Source organism: Apilactobacillus intestinapis (assembly GCF_049166695.1).
Lineage (GTDB): Bacteria > Bacillota > Bacilli > Lactobacillales > Lactobacillaceae > Apilactobacillus > Apilactobacillus kunkeei_C.
In genome coordinates this window covers 1-21,925 of record NZ_JBMHFD010000015.1, presented here as the reverse complement: position 1 = coordinate 21,925, position 21,925 = coordinate 1, and the positions used below count along the sequence as shown (strand labels likewise).

At 38.8% G+C, this 21,925-nt stretch carries 17 protein-coding genes; 9 read left to right on the top strand and 8 right to left on the bottom strand.

Features of this window, described 5'->3' with window-relative positions:
- The first annotated feature begins 5 nt into the window (after positions 1–5).
- On the top strand, positions 6–98 hold the full coding sequence (locus ACOMA7_RS07070) for an IS3 family transposase (RefSeq protein ID WP_080719905.1): 93 nt from the start codon (positions 6–8) through the stop codon (positions 96–98).
- Between the two features lie 42 nt (positions 99–140).
- Here the strand turns inward: ACOMA7_RS07070 and ACOMA7_RS07065 are convergent, their stop codons facing one another.
- Positions 141–1,517, bottom strand: a complete 1,377-nt coding sequence (locus ACOMA7_RS07065) for an aldehyde dehydrogenase family protein (protein ID WP_054608571.1) — start codon at positions 1,515–1,517, stop codon at positions 141–143.
- A gap of 327 nt (positions 1,518–1,844) precedes the next feature.
- Here ACOMA7_RS07065 and ACOMA7_RS07060 point away from each other — a divergent pair, with 327 nt between their 5' ends.
- Positions 1,845–2,741 (top strand): ABC transporter ATP-binding protein, encoded by an 897-nt coding sequence (locus tag ACOMA7_RS07060; protein WP_421392944.1) that lies wholly within the window; start codon positions 1,845–1,847, stop codon positions 2,739–2,741.
- Positions 2,734–3,978: an ABC transporter permease gene (locus ACOMA7_RS07055; protein WP_421392941.1), complete on the top strand. Its 1,245-nt coding sequence runs from the start codon at positions 2,734–2,736 to the stop codon at positions 3,976–3,978. The genes ACOMA7_RS07060 and ACOMA7_RS07055 overlap by 8 nt, the downstream gene beginning before the upstream one ends.
- Positions 3,979–4,022: 44 nt before the next feature.
- Here ACOMA7_RS07055 and addA read toward each other — a convergent pair whose 3' ends face one another.
- Positions 4,023–7,748: a helicase-exonuclease AddAB subunit AddA gene (addA, locus tag ACOMA7_RS07050; RefSeq protein WP_421392938.1), complete on the bottom strand. Its 3,726-nt coding sequence runs from the start codon at positions 7,746–7,748 to the stop codon at positions 4,023–4,025.
- Positions 7,748–11,317, bottom strand: coding sequence for a PD-(D/E)XK nuclease family protein (locus ACOMA7_RS07045; RefSeq protein WP_421392935.1), 3,570 nt, complete (start codon positions 11,315–11,317; stop codon positions 7,748–7,750). Before ACOMA7_RS07045 ends, addA begins: the two co-directional genes overlap by 1 nt.
- Before the next feature lie 358 nt (positions 11,318–11,675).
- On the opposite strand from ACOMA7_RS07045, the gene ACOMA7_RS07040 reads away from it, so the two are divergent.
- Both ACOMA7_RS07040 and ACOMA7_RS07035 read left to right on the top strand, forming a co-directional pair.
- Positions 11,676–12,482 (top strand): manganese catalase, encoded by an 807-nt coding sequence (locus tag ACOMA7_RS07040; RefSeq protein WP_301945814.1) that lies wholly within the window; start codon positions 11,676–11,678, stop codon positions 12,480–12,482.
- 162 nt (positions 12,483–12,644) lie between these two features.
- Positions 12,645–12,794, top strand: coding sequence for a hypothetical protein (locus tag ACOMA7_RS07035; RefSeq protein ID WP_155443317.1), 150 nt, complete (start codon positions 12,645–12,647; stop codon positions 12,792–12,794).
- A gap of 36 nt (positions 12,795–12,830) precedes the next feature.
- On the opposite strand, the gene ACOMA7_RS07030 is transcribed toward ACOMA7_RS07035, so the two are convergent.
- Positions 12,831–13,181 carry a hypothetical protein gene (locus tag ACOMA7_RS07030; RefSeq protein WP_301945813.1) on the bottom strand — a complete coding sequence of 117 codons (351 nt, stop codon included), beginning with the start codon at positions 13,179–13,181 and terminating at the stop codon, positions 12,831–12,833.
- Between the two features lie 160 nt (positions 13,182–13,341).
- On the opposite strand from ACOMA7_RS07030, the gene ACOMA7_RS07025 reads away from it, so the two are divergent.
- Together ACOMA7_RS07025 and ACOMA7_RS07020 are read left to right on the top strand one after the other, a co-directional pair.
- A complete protein-coding gene (locus ACOMA7_RS07025; protein WP_301945812.1) occupies positions 13,342–14,535 on the top strand; it encodes a PucR family transcriptional regulator in 1,194 nt (397 codons plus the stop codon).
- An 18-nt stretch (positions 14,536–14,553) separates the two neighbouring features.
- Positions 14,554–15,135 carry a hypothetical protein gene (locus ACOMA7_RS07020; RefSeq protein ID WP_421392932.1) on the top strand — a complete coding sequence of 194 codons (582 nt, stop codon included), beginning with the start codon at positions 14,554–14,556 and terminating at the stop codon, positions 15,133–15,135.
- A 36-nt stretch (positions 15,136–15,171) separates the two neighbouring features.
- On the opposite strand, the gene ACOMA7_RS07015 is transcribed toward ACOMA7_RS07020, so the two are convergent.
- From ACOMA7_RS07015 to ACOMA7_RS07000, 4 genes are all read right to left on the bottom strand, one after another.
- Positions 15,172–16,557 (bottom strand): amino acid permease, encoded by a 1,386-nt coding sequence (locus ACOMA7_RS07015; RefSeq protein WP_421392929.1) that lies wholly within the window; start codon positions 16,555–16,557, stop codon positions 15,172–15,174.
- A gap of 154 nt (positions 16,558–16,711) precedes the next feature.
- Positions 16,712–18,097 (bottom strand): amino acid permease, encoded by a 1,386-nt coding sequence (locus ACOMA7_RS07010; RefSeq protein ID WP_421392926.1) that lies wholly within the window; start codon positions 18,095–18,097, stop codon positions 16,712–16,714.
- A 195-nt stretch (positions 18,098–18,292) separates the two neighbouring features.
- Positions 18,293–18,649 carry a hypothetical protein gene (locus ACOMA7_RS07005; RefSeq protein ID WP_034532328.1) on the bottom strand — a complete coding sequence of 119 codons (357 nt, stop codon included), beginning with the start codon at positions 18,647–18,649 and terminating at the stop codon, positions 18,293–18,295.
- Between the two features lie 14 nt (positions 18,650–18,663).
- The gene (locus tag ACOMA7_RS07000) at positions 18,664–19,218 is read right to left on the bottom strand and encodes an SDR family oxidoreductase (RefSeq protein WP_421392922.1); all 555 of its coding nucleotides are present in this window, start codon (positions 19,216–19,218) and stop codon (positions 18,664–18,666) included.
- A 135-nt stretch (positions 19,219–19,353) separates the two neighbouring features.
- Between ACOMA7_RS07000 and ACOMA7_RS06995 the strand changes: the two genes are divergently transcribed.
- Both ACOMA7_RS06995 and ACOMA7_RS06990 read left to right on the top strand, forming a co-directional pair.
- On the top strand, positions 19,354–20,286 hold the full coding sequence (locus ACOMA7_RS06995) for an aldo/keto reductase (protein WP_421392919.1): 933 nt from the start codon (positions 19,354–19,356) through the stop codon (positions 20,284–20,286).
- A 176-nt stretch (positions 20,287–20,462) separates the two neighbouring features.
- A complete protein-coding gene (locus ACOMA7_RS06990; RefSeq protein ID WP_054608583.1) occupies positions 20,463–21,773 on the top strand; it encodes an NCS2 family permease in 1,311 nt (436 codons plus the stop codon).
- Positions 21,774–21,925 lie beyond the last annotated feature (152 nt).

Below are 21,925 nucleotides of genomic sequence, written 5' to 3'. Positions count from 1 at the left end.
AATATATATCTTATTACAACAATTATCGTATAAAACAAAAACTGGGAGGAATGTCACCGGTTGAATACCGGATCAATTCCTCCCAGAAAATAGCATAACCATCTTCCAATTTTAGGGGTTCAGGTCATAGTCTTTTTTAATTACATATACTTTTTAATAAGTTCTTCAAAGTTACTATTCTTACGTGGGTAAGCAATTTTCTTAAGGTTGAGTAAATCAAAGTCAGTAACGTTATGTGAAATGGAGTTAAAGCCCCATGAACCAGTTCCTAGAGTTAGTGAAGGTTCCAATCCGTTAACGATGCTACCAACACCACCTAGACAGCAAGGAGTATTGACTAGGATACGGCAGGCCTTCATCTTAATACCGAATTGGGTAATCACGTCAGAATCAGTTGATCTAATTCCGGCAGTGTGACCTAATCCACCATAGTTTAGGATTGATTCTAGAGTTTCGTATGCATGGTCTGAATCAGCTACCTTGTATACTGATACAACTGGTGAAAGCTTTTCACCTGAAAGTAAGTGGTCAAGACCAACTTCAGTTAGTTCTGCGGCCAATACCTTGGTACCTTCTGGCACTTCAATTCCGGCCATGTCAGCAATTTGCTTAGCTGAACGACCAGCGATTGGTCCGTTAACACCACCAGTTTCAGGGTTAAACATAGTTTGTGCTAACTTATCTTGATCTGATTCAGCGATGAAGTATACACCAGCGTCACTTAGGCGTTTCTTCATGTCATCATAGATGGCTGAATCGATTACCAGACTGTTTTCAGTGGCACAAATCATACCATTATCAAAGGTCTTTGATAATACGATGTCTTTAACTGCTGCATCTAAATCTGCGGACTTTTCAACATATAATGGTGCGTTACCAGGACCCACACCTAATGCGGGTTTACCACTTGAGTAAGCGGCTTTGACCATGGCAGGTCCACCAGTCGCTAAAATCGTTGCAACACCAGGGTGATGAATCAAAGCATTGGTTGCATCAATGCTTGGTTCACTAATCCATTGAATTGAATTCATTGGTGCCCCTGCTTTAACGGCTGCATCTAATACAATTTCAGCTGCTTTTATTGAGGACTTCAAAGCTTGTGGATGGAAACTAAATACGATTGGGTTTCTAGTCTTCATCGCAATGATTGCCTTAAATAAAGTAGTTGAAGTTGGGTTGGTAACTGGAGTAACACCAGCTAATACCCCTAATGGTTCTGCAATTGTAACTGTTTTAGCTTCATCGTCTTCATCGATAATTCCAACAGTCTTATGATTCTTAATGAAGTTACCAATTTGACCACTGGCAAAAATGTTCTTCATTGTCTTGTCGTGAGTATTTCCACGACCAGTTTCTTCATGAGCCAATTTTGCCAATTCCGCACTGTTATCTAAACCAGCTTGGACCATTGCATCTACAATTGAGTCTACCTGTGATTGATCTAAACCTTCTAATTCAGTTAATGCAGTATGTGCATTACTTACTAAATTGTTAATCATTTCATCAACTTGAACCATCAAAAACGCCCTCCTTTAATTTAGATACTACTAACGTTTTCAATTTGATTGTATCAGTGTCAATAAAGGGTTTCAACCCATTGATCACCAGAAAATAATTAATTTTCACTATGTTTTTTTGAAGAAAATATCCATTTTTAATTAAAAAATAGGTAAACTTTGTTCACCTAATCACAAGTCAAAAGTGCTATATTTAGGCCTTTTGATTTCCGCAAATTCAGTAATGATAAACATACTCGATGTCTAGTTTTCACCGGCGAAAATTAAATTTTAATTTGAATATCATTATGATATTATTAGGCTTATCAAAACAGAGGAGATGAGCTTATCTTAAAGATTGAAAATATTTCCAAATCATTTTCAAAAGTCCAAGCTTTAAACAACGTTTCATTCGAAGCTAAAGACGGCCAAATTCTTGGCCTAATCGGACAAAACGGTGCTGGTAAATCAACAACCTTTCACAGCATTCTTCGTTTTATCGAATTTGATGGAAAAATTACATTAAACAATCACGAAATCACCGTTAAGGACTTCAACGAAGTGGGATATCTTCCAGAAGAACGTAGTCTATTCGAAGACCTAACAATTGAAAGTCAAATTACATACTTTGCGGAACTAAAGGGCCGCGACAAAAAATGGGTCAAGGAACGCATTGACTCATGGTTAAAACGCTTCGAAGTTAAGGGAGAAGCAAAGGACAAAATTAAATCATTATCTAAGGGTAACCAACAAAAGGTCCAACTAATCTGTACCCTAATTCATGAACCAAAGTTGGTAATTCTAGATGAACCATTTAGTGGTTTGGACCCTGTTAACGCCGATCTTTTAAAGAAAGAAATCATCAGAACTAAGGAAAATGGTGCTGCCATCATCTTCTCAAGTCATGACATGAACAACGTTGAAGAACTTTGTGATCACGTCGTCATGCTTAGAAACGGTAATGTTGTTTTAAACGGTGGCGTTGATGAAATCAGAAACCAATTCGGCAAGAAATACATCTTTGTGACAACTGACATGTCCGTAAACGAACTAGCTGCACTTGATGGTGTCAGCGAAGTGGTTGCACGTGGTCATAGCCGTTACAAGATTACCCTTACTGATGAAGAATACGGTAAGGCCCTCTTCAACGCCGTGAGTCGTGGCGAATACATCGAAGAATTCAGCCAACAACCACCTACATTAGATGAAATCTTTAGAGAGAAGGCGGTGGCAAAACATGCATAAGTTCAATATTGTCTTCATGAGAAACTACCTACTACACTTAAAATCAAAGAGTTTCATCGCTTTGCTAGTCACACCAATCGTTTCAGTCTTAATTAGTGCTGGAATTGGTGGACTAGTTGCCAGTTCAACCAACAACTTTGACGACTACCAAGTCGCCGTTGTCGGGGATTCAAGCGTTAAAAGCGAACTAGTATCCAAGGATAAAGATTCCATTGATACCAGCATCAAGTCCGAAAGTACTGCCAAAAAGGAACTTAAGAAGGACAACATTGATGGTTACATCAAGGTTTCCAAGGAAAACAACCAATACAAAATTAACTTTTTTGGAAGTAGCTCCTTAGATAGCGACGTTAAGACTGATTTATTAGCAATTGTGAACCAAAAACAAGCTGCCATTAACGTTAAAACCAGTAATGTGACTAGCGAACAATACAAGCAATTGTCTGTAAAACCAGAGTTTAAGTCATCAATCACTGATAAGGAAAAGAAACAAAAATCTGATCAAACATCCAATGCTAATACAGCATCAATCTATGTATTAATCTTTATTTCCTACTTCTTTACCTTAATTTATGCTTCCATCATGTCCACCACTATCGCCAAGGAAAAAGGCACCAAGATTTCAGAAGTTATCTTCAGTAGTGTCTCACCTAGCACATACTTTAGTGGTAAGGTTGGTGCCGTGATTGCCTTGATGGCAACACAAATGGTAATTTACAGTGGAGCCGGCGTGATTGCATACTTCGTATTGAATATGTATCCATTCTTTAACTCACTATTTACATCCCAACACATATTGATTAGTACGTTTATCGGTAATATCTTTAGTATTAACCTACTATTCATCTTAGTTGGCTTCGTAATCTCAATCGTGCTTGCAGCGATTTGTGGTTCTCTTTCAGCCAACGTTGAAGGAGCCGCCAAGTCATCTCAACCACTTGTATTCTTGATTTTATTTATCTTCGTGCTTTCATTCAATTTTGTTAATGATGGTTTTTCTGATTCAATCTTTTCACAAGTTGGATCATACATTCCACTATTCTCATCATTCTTGATGCCAATTAGATTGATTAATCATGCTGCAAACTTATTTGAAGGAATCATTTCACTATTGATTGCGATTGCCTTCATCGCCTTTGTAACTTACAAGTTCTCAAATGTTTACAAACTATTCATGCTAAACAGTGAAGAAGGTAGCTTCTTCAAACGCATTAAATCAGCTTTAAACAATAAATAAGCAAATAAAAATAACCCTGAACGATTATGTTCAGGGTTATTTTTTTACTTAATTTTGACTGGTTTATTAATTGATAGTAGATAAATAAATTTATCAGTAACCGGTTTATGCAAGATGTTTTCCAACGCCTTAGCATATAGGTTAATTTGACCCTTGTACTTCTTAACGGCCTTATCAATACTTCTATCACTATCATTTGAAACGTAGTCGGTCTTGTAATCAAACAAGATGACTTCATCGTCTAACTCGATATAACCATCAATAATCCCGTGAATTAGGATTTTTTCTGGTGAATCGGCATTAAAGCCAGGGAATACTAGGTTTGCATCCATTAGCATCGAGAATGGTGCTTCACGATGAATTCGTTCTGGATGAGCCAGCATTTGTAGTCCTAATTCACTGTCAAACACATTGATAACTTCTTGGGTTTGAATTAAGTCAGCGATTTCTGGGGTAACGATTTTATCGGCAACTAAACGTTGTAGCATCCCTACCACGTCTCCTACTTCTGGCTTGTGGTCCAATGGCACCTCTTGTAGCAACAAGTGGGTAGCAGTACCGACTTCAGCAGGACTTGGTTTGACAACCGATTGCATGAACTTAGGAACCGTGAAGTTAGAGCTGACGTACATGTTCTTTTGCTTATTGTTTTCTTGCCAATGTTCATCATAGTTACCCAATTGAATGCTATCTGGATCTTCAAATAGTCGTTTAATTTCGGAAACTGATTGATAAGCAGTGGTATGGGTCGCAACTTGATTTTGATAAGTGAAGTCCAAGACTTGGTCAACATCATCAACATTGATATCCTTTGGCACCATCTTCTTGGCACTTTCAACAATGTGATTTAACCACTTGGCACTAACCGCACTGTCGCCTGATGGGCTGTGTTGAGCTAGGTCGTTTGCATTCACGAATTCAACATCAAAGTTAGTCTGATCATCATCTAAACCTTTATAGGTAACGTCGTCACCGAACTTGTTTCTAAAGTTAGGATGACGGACCAATGCAGGTCCAATCCAGTCTAGGTAACTCTTGGCACCACTTCTTAAAGCGGCATCGACTAGTAAGGTGTCACCACTGGCAGCCTTGTTCCAGGCATCGATGACCTTAGTTCTGTCGTTTTCATTCTTGCTGGCACCAACGATGAATAATTGTTGCTCAGCACGGGTTAACGCAACGTATAGTTTACGCATTTCTTCGGCCAATAAGCCTTGGTTTTCGATTGCACCAACCACTTGGCGTTGCAATGAATCTTGTTTGATTCTAGTTTCAGGGTCGGTGTAGGTAATTCCTAGTCCTAGATGATCATTTAGGATATAGGCCTTATTGCTGTCTTGTCTATTGAAACCATGTGAGGCATCCATTAGGAAGACGACAGGGAATTCTAGTCCCTTACTACCGTGAATGGTCATTACTGATACTGCGTCTTGGTTGTCATCAGCATTGGCCTCATCCAAGTCTTCGTTTCTTTCTTGCATGCGACGCACAAATCGAACGAATTGGAATAATCCCTTAAAACTAGTTTGTTCGTAGTCATATGCACGTTCGTATAGGGCATGTAAGTTAGCTTGGCGTTGTCTTCCGGCAGGCATCCCTCCAACGTAATCCAGGAATCCGGTGGTTTCATAGATGTCCCAGATTAAATCAACAATCGCATGTTGTTGGGCAACATCTCTGAAGTGTTTTAATTGTTCGACAAATATCTTCACGCGTGAGAATACTTGGTCACCAAATTCGGAGTGATCCATGTTTTCGTAATTGTCGTAGAAATTAATTACGGCATTGAAGTAATCACCGGTCTTTTGGTTAATTCTCAAGTATGCCAATTGGTTTTCATTTAAACCAACCATTGGCGAACGCAATACCGCCACCAACGGAATGTCTTGGTATGGATTATAGATGATTGATAGCATCGACATCATAATTTGAATTTCGGTGGTCTTGAAGTAACTTTGCGCCCCGTTGATTAGGACTGGAATGTTGTATGAACCAAAGATATCGGAAATGATGAGGTTGTTATTTCTAGTCGAAGAAATAATTGAGATATCAGAGTATTGAATTGGACGCATCACTTGTTTGTCACGGTCAAACACTGGTAACTGTTTTTCAACCATTTCGTTAATCTTTTGGGCAACCATTTCGACTTGGCCATGCGCACTGTCTTGGACTTGAAATTGGTCGTCGATTGGTTCTTCTTCGTCGTCCTTACTTTCGTAAATCATCACATCAACGTTAGATTGCAATTCATCTGGATAGTATTTCGCACCGGCCTTTAGTTTGGCATCCCCGGTGTAGTCAATTTCACCAACTCGTTTGTCCATTGTTTGGGTGAAAACTAAGTTGATGAAGTCATCGATGTTTTCTGCGGAACGGAAGTTATCGGGTAAGACAATGGTGTGGCCATCTTCGCTATCCATGCGTTCGATAAACATAGAAGGATCGGCTAAACGGAAACGGTAGATGGATTGTTTAACGTCTCCCACCATGAACATATTGCTGTGTTCTGGGTTCGCCAATGTTGATAAAATCGCGTCTTGTAGACGATTATTATCTTGGTATTCATCGACCATGATTTCATTATATTGATTTTGGAGGTTAACTCTGACAGCCTTAGATTCGCCGTCTGAGCCAGATAGAATATCGTAGGCATAATGTTCCACATCAATGAATTCTAGACAGTGACGCTTCAATTTAGCCTTTTGATAGCTATCGGTGAATGCTAGGACAACTTGTATCAATTTCTCGATTAATTGCTTGGAAGCCTTCATTACTGAAAGGTTTTCTTCTTCATTTAATGCAAAGTATTTATCAGGTAGTTTTTGAACCGCCTTCTTGGCGTTGTCACGAATGTCTTTGATACGGTCATGAAGTCCCTTGGCGATGTCGTCATAGTCCTTGGTAACACGTGGGAAAGCCTTGAACTTGATATCTTCAAAGGCTTGCTTAATGTCGTTCCAATCGGAATCAGGCAACATGTCATATAGGCCATTAATATTATCGATATCGACTTGAACGGCAGCCGCTTCTTTTTCCATCAAGTTTTCGTCAGCAATGCGTTTAGCTGATTCAAAAGATAGACGTTGTTGGGTCAAATCATTTTGAATGAATGGTAATAGATTGTTTTGGTAAAAGTCTGAATGAACCAGGTCATCCCCATCGATGTCGTAAATCTTGGTGGTATTCTTCAGCCATTCAATTGGGTCACGATTTACGTTAGCGTAATCATAAATTCTAAATACTAAGTCGGTTAAACCATCATCGGAACGGTCATTGGAGAAGTTTTCGGTCAATTGAGCAAATAGCCCGTCACCATCATTGGCATATAGGTCCTCACGAACTGAATCCCAGACCTGTTCCTTTAGCATTTGGCTTTCGGTTTGGTCCGCCAACAGTCTAAAGTTAGGGTCCAAATCAATAATGTAGTAGTAACTTTGGACGATTTTTTGACAGAATGAGTCCATTGTTGAAATATCAGCGACTGGTAAGCGACGTAATTGACGCACTAAAAATGCCTTAACGTCGGAGTCAGTGGCTTTTTTCAATTCTTGTTGAAGTGCCTTTTGAATACGGTCACGCATTTCCTTGGCAGCGGCCTTGGTAAAGGTAACGATTAGCATTTCATCAATGTTGACGCGGTCGTGTAACAACTTGTTGATAACCCGATCAACTAAGACACGGGTCTTACCAGAACCGGCTGAGGCTGAAACGAGGACGTTTTCATCAAAATGTCCGGTAACGGCTTCTTTTTGTGGCTTTGTGTATTCCATTATTGATTGTCCCCCCTTAGCATTTTCAAGACGTCTTCTAACGAGTAGTTAGGTACGTCTCTGTAGTTATTTTCATTCAATAGCGGATCGAACTGCATGATTGAACGATAAGGTGTAAATTGCATTGCGTCTTGGTTTTGACCAAAGCGCGCTGGTTTCAAATCGATGTTTCCAGTAAAGATTTCCAATCCGGCCTTCTTGATTAGGTCCTCGTTGTGAGATAGCAATAGGTCTAAGTCTTCGGGTTGCACGATTGGACTGGACTTGTAGAAACTACCATCTTTTTTCTTTCTCAGTGGATAAACGTTGGATGAACCGTACTTGTCATCTTCGATGGTCTTATCAATCTTATCCAATAGTTCACCGTCGTTAACTAGAATTCCTTGGTATTTTTGTTTGCTTAATACCGCTTCTTCAAATGATTTCTTCAAGTCATCCTTGGTGTACTTAGGATTGTAGATGTGCATGTAAACAGCACCGGCCAAAGCGGCCTTTTCTTCTTCATCAATGATGCCTAGGTTGTGCGCTAACACATCGATGTAGGTCATCATTTGCATGGAAGTTCCGTCGTATACACGGGAGAAGTCCAACTTACGTTCACTGGACTTGTAGTCGACAATTCCTAGGTAATTCTTGCCGTCGACGTTCATTGAATCGATTCTATCGATTCGACCACGGACGTTAACTAACTTCGCGGTGGTTAATTCGTTGCTCTTAGGCAATTCAAAACTAAGTGGTTTTAAGTCATCCTTGTGACCAACTTGACCGAATGAAATTTCGGTCTTTTTAGCACGCATTGGTGTGTACTTGCTTTGTTTTTGAATGGTTTCGATTGTGTGTTTAACGGTCTTAATCAATTGGTTCTTGATGTAATTCATTCGACTAGAACTACTCAAGATGGTGTATTGGAAGTCGTTTGGATCTTCTAACATCTTGGCCACAACGGTATCAACCAATTCGTTGATTGCTTGTTTGTCCAAGTTTTCCAAATCGATATGTTCTGAGTTCACAATGCGCATCAAGTGGTCCATTGATTCGTGGTAGAACTGACCGGTACTTGCTGGTGATAGGTCAAAGACATCACGTTCTTTTAGTTTCAAACCATAGCGCAAGAAGTATTCGTATGGGTTGCTGTAGAATTGTTCCAACTTAGAGATGGAAGTATTGATTTTATCCCCGTATAAACCGGTAACGATTTCTGGCAACAATTGTGTTGGTGTGTTGTTGTAGTCTAAACCACCCAATAGTTTGTTGGTTAAGTCACGGTAGTTTAGGTTTTGATCTAGTTTGTTATATACATATTGCCATGCTGGGGCCAAATTAGAATTATTTAGTTTGGCGTCTTGGCTGGCTTGAACCAGGTGACGAAGCGTTGAACGATAAGTTCCGACATATTCGTAGATATCCTTGGCATCAGCGGTTGGATGACTGGAAATGTGTTGGATATCAATGCCGAAGTGTTCCGCAATTCTGGAAACGTATGGTGAAATGGCGACTGAAGATTCGTCACTATCGCCTAGACTGTAGGAAAAGATTAGCTTTTCACTACCTGATAGGAATGCTAGATAGTTTAGGAATGGATCGTTGGCCATTTGGTTTTCAGATGTTTCACGCAAGTACTGGTCATCGTCAAAGAAGTCACGCAAATCATCACGGTCTGCGTCACTAAATAGTGCTTCGTTGGTAATCTTATCTGGCATCACTTCGTCGGTAGCACCCATCATGAAGACGACTTTACGGTTGTTCATTTGAACGATTCCACTTTCAGAAATGGCAACTTGATCCAATGTGGAAGGAATTTGTGAGTAGTTGGCACCTGAGAATCCACTTTGAAGAAGACTCAAAAAGTCGTCGGCAACAAATTCACGGTTTCCCAAGATTGAAACGTAGTCATCCAAGAGATTACAGAATGTTTGCCATACCTGTTCTGGTTGCGCCGCATCCAATAGATTGTCCTTTAAGATGGAGTCGTTACGCCATTGCTTTAGTCTTCTAACCACTCCCATGTCCACTAGGAATTGGAATAATGTGGCAGCGGCCTCTTGGCCAGTCTTGGCGTTTCGCATCTTCTTGAAGAATGGTGGGAAGTTATCGCCAATAAAGTGTCTAATCACGTTAATCTTTCCGGAAATGTTACGCATTCTATCTGCTTGAACACCAAAATCACTGTCCGATAGCCATGCGTATTGCCAGTCTTCCTTTTGAGTCCAGCGAGAGCCTTCATAACCATTCTTTAGTACCAAGTTTTCGGTTAAGGCAACGTATTGACGGTAATCGTCACCTTCAATAAAGTTTCCATTGCCATCACCTGGGACCATTAATTCGGTCTTTAATAAACGCATGACGTCTTGGTATTGGTACTTACGAGAGCCATTTTCTAGGCTAAAAAGTGCATCAATTAATTCCACCAATGGATGGTCTTCCATTGACTTGGTAACGTCGTTAAACGCAGGAATATCGAGTAGTTTAAATACTGGTTTGATAACGTTTTGGTACTTGTCCAAGTGACGAGTCAAGATTAAGAAATCGGAGTACTTGTAGCCACCATGAGCGATCATTTGGCGAATCTTGACTGCAATATTTTCCACTTCGGCAAATGGACTGTCGGCACGGTAGACCTGAATGCTATCAGGATTGCTTAGTTCACTCTTGTCGATATCGCCCAGTCCGGTGGATTGTGCCCAGTACGTATCTAGTTTATGTAAATCATCTGACACGCGAAGATTCTTGGCCATTTTATCGACCAACACGGGAACGTTATTGGCACGGGCAATGTTGTAAAAACGGTTGTACCACTTAGCTGATTGGAAGAATAGGTTTGGGCCTTGTGGTAGTTCGTCGGGGTACTTGCGGTCCAAGTTCAAACCAATGGTTACACCGGCAGAACGCTTGATTAGTAATTCGACTAGCTTGGCTTCTTGGGCGGTAAATTGGTTAAAGCCATTGAAGTAGAAATGACTGCGGGATAAGTCTAGTTCATCATTTTCGATAAAACGACAGAAAAGGTTTAAAACGTCTGATTTATATAGGTAGATTCCTTGAGTTTGTTCCTCAAAAGCGCGGTAAATGATGATGAAATCATGCATTTTATCGCGTAATCCAGCGTTTAGTTTGTCATTGTTTTCAACGATTTTTTCAAGGTTGTCGGCAGAAATTTGGCCGGCTTGCATTTCACTGATTTGTTGAGCTAATTTTTGAATAAAGCCAGGTTGACCGGTTTCACCCCTAAAGACGGTCAATTCATCCTGGTGGTCGATTAAAATTTGGTAAATTAGCATGCTAATACCGGAGTCGCTTAGTCTTGTCTTTTGGTATTCCTGGTTATTCTTCATGTAATACCAGACAAGTCGGGTAATGGAGAAAGTCTGGAACTTACTTTCGGCATAGATTGGTTCGTTATCGGTGTTTAAGTCCTTTAAAGCTTGCACTTCGGATTCGAACTTAATGTGGTTAGGCACTAGATAGAAAAATTCATCATCAGGGTGATTGTTGATTGATTCTTTTAGTGAATCAACGATGACTTCTTCATGATCATAGCTGGCGGTTCCCAAAATAAATTGTAAAGACATTTCATTACCCCTTTTTCATGAATTAATAGTCTAATTATATAATACGTGAAAACATGTGTCAGACTTTTCAAACATTTAATTATTCTCCAAAATATGATTAAGTCGGCGTTTATGCAAACGATAATTTTTTAATCGAAAAAAGTTTGGATTTTTCGAGTCATAATCTTTGGTGCAGTTATTTGGTTGTGGTATATTAAATCGTACACAAAATATTAATACAAAACGTATGGATATTTTGGACAATAAAAAACAATTAAGATGTAATATAGGATCGATTTTTTATTTATTGGGATAAAGCTCTGACTTGGGTTTTAAAAATCGTCTACCGCCTTGAACATCTAAGGAAAGAGGTACTGTTATGTTCAGACATACTCGTAAACTACAATACAACGCTAAGCCAGATCGTCCAGATCCAATTATGGCTCGTCGTCTACAAGAAGCCCTAGGTGGTCAATGGGGTGAAACTACTGGTATGATGTCATACCTATCACAAGGTTGGTCATCAACTGGTGACGAAAAGTACAAAGACTTACTATTAGACACTGGTACTGAAGAAATTGGTCACGTTGAAATGATCTCAACTATGATTGGTTACCTATTAGAAGGTGCACCAACTACTATGACTACTGAAGAAATGAAGAATGACCCAGCTAAGGCTGCCCTACTTTCAGGTATGGACCCAGAACATGCATTAGTTCATGGTCTAAACGCTGGTCTAAACAACCCTAACGGTGCTGCATGGAACGCTGGTTACGTTACTTCATCAGGTAACCTAGTTGCTGACATGCGTTTCAACGTTGTTCGTGAATCACAAGCTCGTCTACAAGTTAGCCGTCTATACGACATGACTGATGACGAAGGTGTTCGTGACATGTTGAAGTTCCTATTAGCTCGTGAAACTCAACACCAACTACAATTCATGAAGGCTCAAGAAGAACTAGAAGAAAAATATGGTGTTATCGTTCCTGGTAACATGCATGATATCGAACACAGCGAATACGCTCACGTTCTAATGAACTTCTCTGATGGTGACGGCTCACGTGCATTCGAAGGCCAAGTTGCTAAAGACGGTCAAAAGTTCACTTTCCAAGAAAACCCAGAAGCTATGGGTGGTATTCCAGAAGTTAAACCAGCTGACCCTCGTTTACACAACGACCAAGGCTAATTTCTGTCTTTTATCCTACAATTTTCGAAATACGACAATTAAACTTATTAATCCAAACAAAAACTCCAACTTCGGTTGGAGTTTTTTTATATTTTCTTAACTTGTTATTTTTTCATAATAGAATTAGAATTAGATTAATAAAAATTTATAGGAGTGTTTGTCGTGCAATTTATTTTCGCTTTACTTCATGGAATCGCCGAAATGATTTCTAACTCAATTGCTTTTCACTTAACCCTATTACATATCGAACCTTCAAACATCTTTTTGAAGCTTCCCCACATTATTCAATCAATTGTTAACTTTATTAGATAGATCAAAAAGACACTCCTGTTTAGGAGTGTCTTTTGTTTATTTGCTTAAATCTTTATCATTAAAAATTTTAGTGATTTTAGTTCCGCTACTATCGACTTTTCCGTCAATACCGATTGCTAAAGATTTGTTTCTATATGTAACAACGTAGTATAAAACGTGACCAGAGCCTTGATTATCGGTAAATTCCGGATGTTCTTTACGGTGTTTCTGAATGAACTTAATAACTTCTGGTTCCTTACAATATTTCTTCAAACTTTTATCGTTTTGAACGATACCGTAATATTCATTTTCCACACTGAAATCAGATTGCTTATAAATGTGAAAGGCAAGAACTGCCACTACCAAGACACCAATTGCTGCCGCAATTACGAGGAATGCTTTTTTCATCTTATATAACCTCTCTCTAATCCAAAATTAATGTTAGCCTTAACCGTATCACTTTCACACATCAATGTAAATAACGTCAACATGGAGTGTCTTTTGTTTAATATCCAATTCGTTGTGGTAATATTAGGCACAATATAAACATAAATTAGGAGGAATGCCCATGCCATCAAATAATGAAGCTGAACAGTTAAAGAAAATCATGAACGATACTTTAGACATATCAAAATACATATTAGCCAGCAAAGACGATGACGAAATCCTTACCCATATTGCCAAATTAATAAATTGTGACGCATATATTATGGATATTTTCGGTCGCCTTCGTTCATACAGTGAAAACGCAAAGATGGATGCATCCCTCTTCGAATCCGTAACTCATGATTTAAAACTCATCGAATTAACCGAACCGGTCACCATTTTAGACAAGTACAGCATCTATCCACTAAAGACAATGGACAAGTTGACCCGCAGATTTGTGGTATTTTCGATGAAGATGCCAGAAGATTTAAGTTCTCAATTATTGATTGAAAACATGGTCAACCTCCTAAGTCTAGAAAGCATGCAGGTCAGCATTAATTTGAACCAAGTTAGACAACGTCGCAACGAATTGTTCGACACCATCTTGGCGCAAAATCTACCTGAAAATGCCTTCGAAGATACTTTGAAACTAAACGGACTAGATTCCAATTCAATGTATAAGGCGTTTGAAATCGACGAAATTAATTCCGTCGATACCGGACACCACCAAGAAGATATGCACCGTGTTAACGACTATATCTACTGGTACTTTGAAAAACTACAAATTCCAATCATCTTGATTTCATGGCATTTCAAGCCATTCATTTTGGTCGAAACTAAAAAGAGTTTACTGCCACTATTGAACGAACTCAGCAAGTTTATTCACGAAAACTTTGTTGGATCAAAAACGCAAATCGGATACACCGATGATGCAAAGCCACTGATTCAATTCAAGAAGTTACTTCGTGAGGCCGATGAAGCCTTGGATGTCGCTAAACGTGAAAACATATTGAAGCCAAATAAATTCATCCCGCAACAGGTTGAAGATATCTTGAGCCTAGTACCAAAGAAAGAAGCCGACATGTTTGTCGACGCCATCCTCGGTCCTGTTTTAAACCTAAAGGATGACGAAAAAGATGAACTAATCGAATTACTTTCCTACTACTATGCTGATAATCAATCGATTTCAATGGCGGCCAACGATCTATTTATTCATAGAAATACCGCCGTTTATCGATTAAAGAAGCTAGAAAAACTACTTAACATGAGCCTAAACGATGTTTCAGATAGTGAACAACTCAGAATGGCTACCAAATTATACTTAATTCACCACTAAATAAAGGGGCTAATTTATTTGATTGATAGCAATATAAAGAAACATATTGATAATAATGATATTTTAGAGATATACTCCAAATCAAGAGATAACTTTGAGTTTGAAGATTTTATTCTGGGGATTATTGTGTCAGAAAAAGATAATTATCTATTGGTTGAAACAATAGATGATTCCGGACTCTTAGATTCATATACATTATTACTAAAAAACGATATTTCTAAAATATCTTCAAACACCAACTATACAAACGTATTTACCCATTACGTCAACAGCAATAAAAAGAATGATATATACGATCCTTTTGAGTTGAAAAAAGAAATGAGCAGTATGCGTAATAAAAAACTGGATGATATTATTCATACTTTCTTGAGTAAAAGAAAAGTTATATCACTTTGTACAAATGTTGATGAAAATTTTCATAAAGGTAATATAATCGCATATGACAAGAATCACATCGTTTTAGATGAAGAAAGGTATCAACAAACTTTTGAAAGTGAAATAACGGAGAAAAATAATTTAATAAAATTAGATACTATAACTGCCTTTGACTTGATAAGTAAGGAAAATAAACTATACGAAGAATATTTAAATAACCAATAAAAAAGAGCTAGCTATATTTAGCTAGCTCCCTTTTATTTAGGCGTATGCTTTTGAGCTTCTTTCCTTTAGATATAGAGCTCCGCAGAAAACGATTGACCAGATAATTGCACCAATTGCTCCAACGACGTCACCTGGGATAAAGAATAGACTCGCGAAGATGACGAAGAAGAATAGGATTGTCAAAGGACTGGTAATTGCGTATGCAGGCATCTTGAAACCATCGCTTAGGAAGTCGTTTGATGCGCGGTACTTTCTGTGAGCAACCATTGTTAGTAGGTAAACAATGATGTACATGTCACTTGATGATCCAGCCACGATTGTAAATACAGAGCTAACGCTGTTACTTACACTCATGATTGGAGTAATGAAGATTAGAGCAGCCGAGATTAGAATTGCGGCACTTGGGATTCCGTTTTTAGAAACCTTACCGAAATGTCTGTTCATGAACCCTTCCTTACGTCCTTCAGTAGCTAGTTGGTAGAAGTGACGGCCGGCAGAGAAGATAATACTGTTTAGAGAAGATGCAGCTGATGTTAATACAACGAAGTTAATAATAGCAGCGGCTGCAGGTAGTCCAGCAAGTGTAAACACTTGAACGAATGGACTCTTATCTGGAGTAATTGATGTCCATGGAATAACTGCCATGATAACGGCTAGTGCTCCAATGTAGAAGATCATGATTCTCCATAGAGTTTCGTTAACAGCCTTCTTAACAACTTTGTGTGGGTTCTTTGATTCACCTAGGGTAATACTTACGAATTCAATACCTTGGAATGCGAAGAATACCATTGGGAAAGCAGAGATGAAGTTAAATGAACCATGTGGGAATAAAGTAAAATGATTAGTAATATTGCTAATTGATGCGTGTCCCAAAGGTGTTGATGTGTGAGCAAATACCATGATAATTCCAGTTACAATCAATGCGACGATTGCCACAATTTTGATCATTGCAAACCAGAATTCAGCTTCACCAAATAGTTTGGCGGCAATTAAGTTAATTGATGCTAGTACAACCAAGAAGGCAACTTCGACAATCCACGATGGAATGTTTGGGAACCAGAAGGCAAAGTATGTAGCAATGGCGGTTAGTTCGGCCATGCTGGCAAACAAAAGTCCTAACCAGTAACTCCAACCGGTGAAGTATCCAGCAGTTGGCCCGAGATATTTAGAGATAAATGATACGAAGGTGTGTTGAGAAGGATCGGCGTAAAACATTTCACCGATGGCTCTCATCATTAGAAAGAAGAAACATCCTAATACTAGGTACACTAGCATTACTGACGGTCCAGTCTTTGAAATGGTACTTCCGGAACCTAAGAATAACCCGGTTCCGATGGTTCCACCAATCGCAATCATCTGAACGTGACGATTGCTTAGTGAACGAAGTGTACCATCCGCATTTTTTGTTATCTTTTCTTGCATAAAGATTCCCCCTTTTAAGCTTATTGATTTATTCGCTAATCAACTTAACTTTGATTGTTGAAAATATTATCATCATTTTTCTAGATGACAATAGCTTTAAAGGAGTTTTGGAAAATGTCACAATGCGGTTGTAATATCTTACAAAAGCGCTCAATTATGCTTTAGAACGGGAAATAAGACGTTTTATACCGATACCTGCATAGAATGCAACTGTCCAAATTACTGCACTAATTGCGCCGACTTCATCCCCTGGAATGAAGAACAAACTAACGAAAATGAAGATGAAAAATGCAATTGTTAGTGGACTGGTAAATTGGTAAGCTGGCATCTTGAATCCATGATCCAAGAAGTCGGCTGACTTTCTGTATTTACGATGTGCAAACATGGTAAATAGGTAAACGATAATACACATGTCACTGGTTGCGCCGGCAACTAAGGTGAACATGAATGAAACGCTATGAGTAACCGTTAGGATTGGGTTAATCAAGATTAAAGCAGCGGTCAAACCAATACTTGCGATTGGAATCCCGTTTTTTGAAACGTGTGTTAGGTTTTTGTGAATGAAGCCATCGGTATGAGTATCCTTAGCTAGTTGGTACAAATGACGACCAGCGGAGAAGATGATACTGTTCAATGAAGAAGCAGCTGATGTTAGTACCACGAAGTTAATAACAGCAGCGGCCGCAGGTAAACCTGCAATTGAAAAGACTTGCACGAACGGACTGTTAGTTGGAGATAGTTTGGTCCATGGAATTACCACCATGATTACTGATAGTGCTCCAATGTAGAAAATCAAAATTCTCCATAGAGTTTCGTTCACGGCCTTCTTAACGACTGTCTTTGGATCCTTAGATTCACCAAGCGTGATGCTGACGAATTCGATTCCTTGGAAGGCAAAGAATACCATTGGAAATGCGGCAAAGAAGTTGAAGAATCCGTGTGGGAACATTGTAAAATGATCAAAAATGTTACCAAATGAAGCGTGACCAACTGGAGTTGTGGCGTGGAAGAACGCCATGAAAATCCCGGTCACAATCAACGCAACAATGGCAATCACTTTAATCATGGCAAACCAGAATTCGGCTTCACCGAAGACCTTAACGGCAATGATATTCAATGTCGCTAAGACGGCTAAAAAGACGACTTCGATTAACCATGCCGGAATGTGTGGGAACCAAAAGTTCACATATGTAGCGATTGCTGATAATTCGGCCATGCTGGCAAATAGCAAACCAATCCAGTAACTCCATCCGGTGAAGTATCCGGCGGTATGACCTAGATATTTAGTAATAAATGCAACGAATGTATGTTGGTTTGGATCAGAGTAAAACATTTCTCCGATTCCTCTCATCATCAAGAAGAATAGACAACCAATCACTAGATATACCAATAGTACAGAAGGACCAGTCTTTGAAATGGTACTACCTGAACCTAAAAATAGCCCTGTTCCGATGGTTCCACCAATCGCAATCATTTGAACATGACGATTGCTTAGTGAACGCACCGTTCCATCGGCGTTTTTCTTATTTTTCTCATGCATAGAAATGCCTCCAATATGGCTTTTCCGTTATTCATAATTTAAATTTATCCCATGTAATTGTTGATAATACTAGCATTTATCGCCCTTTTAATAAGCAAATCTGGATGAATTTGTAACATTATACATACGACTTGTAGAATCATACAAAAAAGCCACACCATTTATTGGTGTGGCTTCGTTTCATGTGAAACATTTTTATTTGTTTTGTGGCAACTTGTTATCTGCTAGCACATCATTAGTGTATTGTTCCACTTGTAATGCGACTTCAGCAGCGTTTGGATCGTTTGGTTGTAAATGACTAGCAGTGTCTTGTGCGACTGCCCAGTATGCCAAACTATCGGTAACTGGAACGATGTCTCTAACAATTTCCATTTTTAATTCTGGACGTTGTTTTTGGAGAGTTTCAAAAGTTCCATAGTTAGTAATCATGTGAATTTCACCGCCTGATTTTGGTGAAACACTCTTGAAGATTACCAAGTGTGATTCCTTTTGAGTGTCAGTTAGTTGTTGTTTGATTTGTTTCAATTGTTCTTTGTTTAATTGTAATGCCATTTTAAGCACCTCACTTATCTTTCGATTAATCCAATGGATTGATTGATAAATTGTTGATATTCTACTACTTTCACGGCAGTGTTTGCAACATTGTCGGCAGAAACACGACCGTATTGCATTGAGATACCTTCATCAATTACGTCCAATTCACCAGATTGTTCATCAACAATTTCAACCGGTCTTAGGATGGTGTATGGAATTTCGTATTCGTCCACCAACTTAACGGCGTATCTTTGTTGATTCAAGTATTCCTTATTATTATCCACATCTGGATAAGTCACTTCTTCGGTTAATTCATTATCGATACCAGCTGTTGATAACATAATAAACTGTTCAAGTGGTGGGTTAACGCGGTCCAATGCTTGGATGACCGCACCGATTTGTAGATCGACATCAAGCGGTCCCAAGAATGTGTAGATAACGTTTACGCCTGTCAAATTGTCGGCGTAGGCACTAACATCCTCGAAATCGATGCCATCTAGTAAGTTTACTTCATATTGATTTGATAATTTATCGTAGACCTTTTTGCCCAATTGATGAAAATTACCAATAATCAAAACCTTCTTCATGGTTAACCCTCCTTCATTCATTAAATTTATTTTATCAAAAATTAATGCTTAAGTTAACGCCAAATGGTTTAAAAATCGGCGTTTAGGGTTCATAATTATATTGAACGTATAAAAAATTTGAGGAGGCCTTTTTACATGGTAAAAATTGGTAAATCAAACGTAGAATCAACCCCACTTGGTTTAGGAACCAATGCGGTTGGTGGTAACAACTTATTCCCAAACTTAAAAGATGAAACTGGTATTCAAATCGTAAAGACCGGTCTAGATTCCGGAATCACCCTATTAGATACTGCATTTGCATACGGTATGGGTCATTCAGAAGAACTAATTGGTCAAGCCATTAAGGGCTACGACAGAAGCAAGTTCGTTATTGCTACAAAGGCCGCTCAAGACACATCAGACGGCGATGTAAAAATTAACAATAACCCACAATTCTTAAAGCAATCTGTAGACGATGCATTGAAGCGTCTACAAACTGACTACATCGATATCTTCTACATTCACTTCCCAGACGACCAAACTCCAAAGGATGAAGCGGTTGCTGCATTAAACGAAATGAAGCAAGAAGGTAAGATTAAGGCAATCGGTGTTTCAAACTTCTCACTAGATCAAATCAAGGAAGCTAACAAAGACGGCTTAGTTGATGTTGTTGAAGATCAATACAGTCTATTACACCGTGATGCTGAAACTGAAATGTTCGATTACTTACGTGAAAACAACATTTCATTCGTACCATTCTTCCCATTAGCATCTGGTTTATTAACTGGTAAGTACTCAGAAGTTGTCGACTTCCCTGAAAATGATATCAGACACGGTAACCCTGACTTCACCGGTGAACGTTTCGAAAAGATCGTTGAAAAGGTTAACAACCTAAAGCCACTTGCTGACAATCATGGTATTACCACTGCTCAATTAGTATTAGCATGGTACATCAAGAACCCAGACGTTACTGTTGTTATCCCAGGTGCAAAGCGTCCAGAACAAGTACAAAGCAATGCCAAAGCATTGAACGTTTCACTAAGTGACGATGAATATGCACAAATTGATAATGACTTTAGAAACATCTAATCGATTTTAACTCCAATGTTCGGATTTTACTCCAACATTGGAGTTTTTTTATCATAAAACGTCAATTTTTGTTTAAATTTATCTAAAATAGTTCGCTTTTTAGTGGACTTATGTTCTAAATATGGTAATATATACGTATAATATTAATAAATACGAACATTAAAGGAGAATGTTTCATGTTAAAGGGAATTGCTAATTTCTTTCATTTTGATGAACTAGGTACTAACTACCGTACTGAATTCATCGCTGGTTTAACTACCTTCGTTTCAATGGTTTACATTCTGTTTGTAAACCCAAACGTTATGAGTGCTTCAGGTATCGATAAGGGTGCCATGTTCACTGCAACAGCACTTGCAACCGCTCTTGGATGTTTCTTAATGGGAATCATCGCTAACTACCCAATCGCTTTATCTACCAGTTTGGGTACTAACGCTTTCTTCGCCTACTCAGTCTGTGTGGGTATGAAGGTTCCTTGGCAAACAGCGCTAGCCGGTACATTTATCGCAGCTATTATTTTCATGATTTTAACAGCGTTCAAGCTAAGAGAAACAATCATCGACGCTATTCCAGCTGATTTAAAGAGTGCCATTGCCGGTGGTATTGGTCTATTCATTGCCTTTCTTGGTTTAAACCAAGGTGGCCTAGTTGTTGCTGACAAGGCAACTCTAGTAACTCTTGGATCACTTCACGTTGGTAGTACTTGGTTAACTATCTTTGGTTTAATCCTAACCGTTGTATTAATGAGTGCCCGAGTTCCTGCAGCTATCTTCATTAGTATGGTTGCTACTACTATCTTAGGTATGGTTACCGGATTAATCGCTTTACCAACTCACGTAGTTTCAAGCGTTCCAAGTATCAAACCAATCTTCTTAACTGCAATTTCACACGTTACTGATATCAACACATTACAACTATGGATTGTTGTATTTACCTTCTTATTAGTTACCTTCTTCGATACCACTGGTACTCTAGTTGGTTTAGCTAAACAAGCTGGTTTCATCAAAGACAACAAGATTCCACGTATCGGTCGTGCCCTAGGTTCTGACTCACTAGCCATGGTTGGTGGTTCTCTACTAGGTTCATCTCCAATGGGTGCCTTCGTTGAATCATCAGCAGGTATCGCCGTTGGTGGTCGTTCTGGTTTCACAGTAATCGTTACTGGTATCTTCTTCTTACTAGGAACATTCTTCTCACCACTACTTGGTGTAATTACCGATCAAGTTACTGCTCCTGCATTAATCGTTATCGGTATTCTAATGGCTAACGCCCTACGTGATATTCACTGGGACAAGTTCGAATTAGCTGCTCCATCATTCTTGATTGTATTAGGTATGCCACTTACTTACAGTATCTCAGATGGTATTGCTTTAGGTTTCATCGTATACCCAATCTCAATGTTGGCTGCTAAACGAGGAAAAGAAGTTCACCCACTAATGTACGTGCTAGGTGTAATCTTCATCATCTTCTTCTGGCTATTAAACGAATAATAAGACAAATAAAAAGAGACCTCGTAGGAACTGAAGTTATAATATTGAACAGATAAATAAAAGCACTTTCGATAAAATGATTATTTTTATTTGATAAAATAACATAATTCGGAGGTGTTTTTTGTATGGCTAATAATAGATATTCATATGAA

Bases quoted from the DNA above. Each gene is read 5' to 3' on its own strand.
- ACOMA7_RS07065 (WP_054608571.1), bottom strand. From the start codon at position 1,517: ATGGTTCAAGTTGATGAAATGATTAACAATTTAGTAAGTAATGCACAT.
- ACOMA7_RS07055 (WP_421392941.1), top strand. From the start codon at position 2,734: ATGCATAAGTTCAATATTGTCTTCATGAGAAACTACCTACTACACTTA.
- addA (WP_421392938.1), bottom strand. From the start codon at position 7,748: ATGGAATACACAAAGCCACAAAAAGAAGCCGTTACCGGACATTTTGAT.
- ACOMA7_RS07045 (WP_421392935.1), bottom strand. From the start codon at position 11,317: ATGTCTTTACAATTTATTTTGGGAACCGCCAGCTATGATCATGAAGAA.
- ACOMA7_RS07040 (WP_301945814.1), top strand. From the start codon at position 11,676: ATGTTCAGACATACTCGTAAACTACAATACAACGCTAAGCCAGATCGT.
- ACOMA7_RS07030 (WP_301945813.1), bottom strand. From the start codon at position 13,181: ATGAAAAAAGCATTCCTCGTAATTGCGGCAGCAATTGGTGTCTTGGTA.
- ACOMA7_RS07025 (WP_301945812.1), top strand. From the start codon at position 13,342: ATGCCATCAAATAATGAAGCTGAACAGTTAAAGAAAATCATGAACGAT.
- ACOMA7_RS07015 (WP_421392929.1), bottom strand. From the start codon at position 16,557: ATGCAAGAAAAGATAACAAAAAATGCGGATGGTACACTTCGTTCACTA.
- ACOMA7_RS07010 (WP_421392926.1), bottom strand. From the start codon at position 18,097: ATGCATGAGAAAAATAAGAAAAACGCCGATGGAACGGTGCGTTCACTA.
- ACOMA7_RS07005 (WP_034532328.1), bottom strand. From the start codon at position 18,649: ATGGCATTACAATTAAACAAAGAACAATTGAAACAAATCAAACAACAA.
- ACOMA7_RS07000 (WP_421392922.1), bottom strand. From the start codon at position 19,218: ATGAAGAAGGTTTTGATTATTGGTAATTTTCATCAATTGGGCAAAAAG.
- ACOMA7_RS06995 (WP_421392919.1), top strand. From the start codon at position 19,354: ATGGTAAAAATTGGTAAATCAAACGTAGAATCAACCCCACTTGGTTTA.
- ACOMA7_RS06990 (WP_054608583.1), top strand. From the start codon at position 20,463: ATGTTAAAGGGAATTGCTAATTTCTTTCATTTTGATGAACTAGGTACT.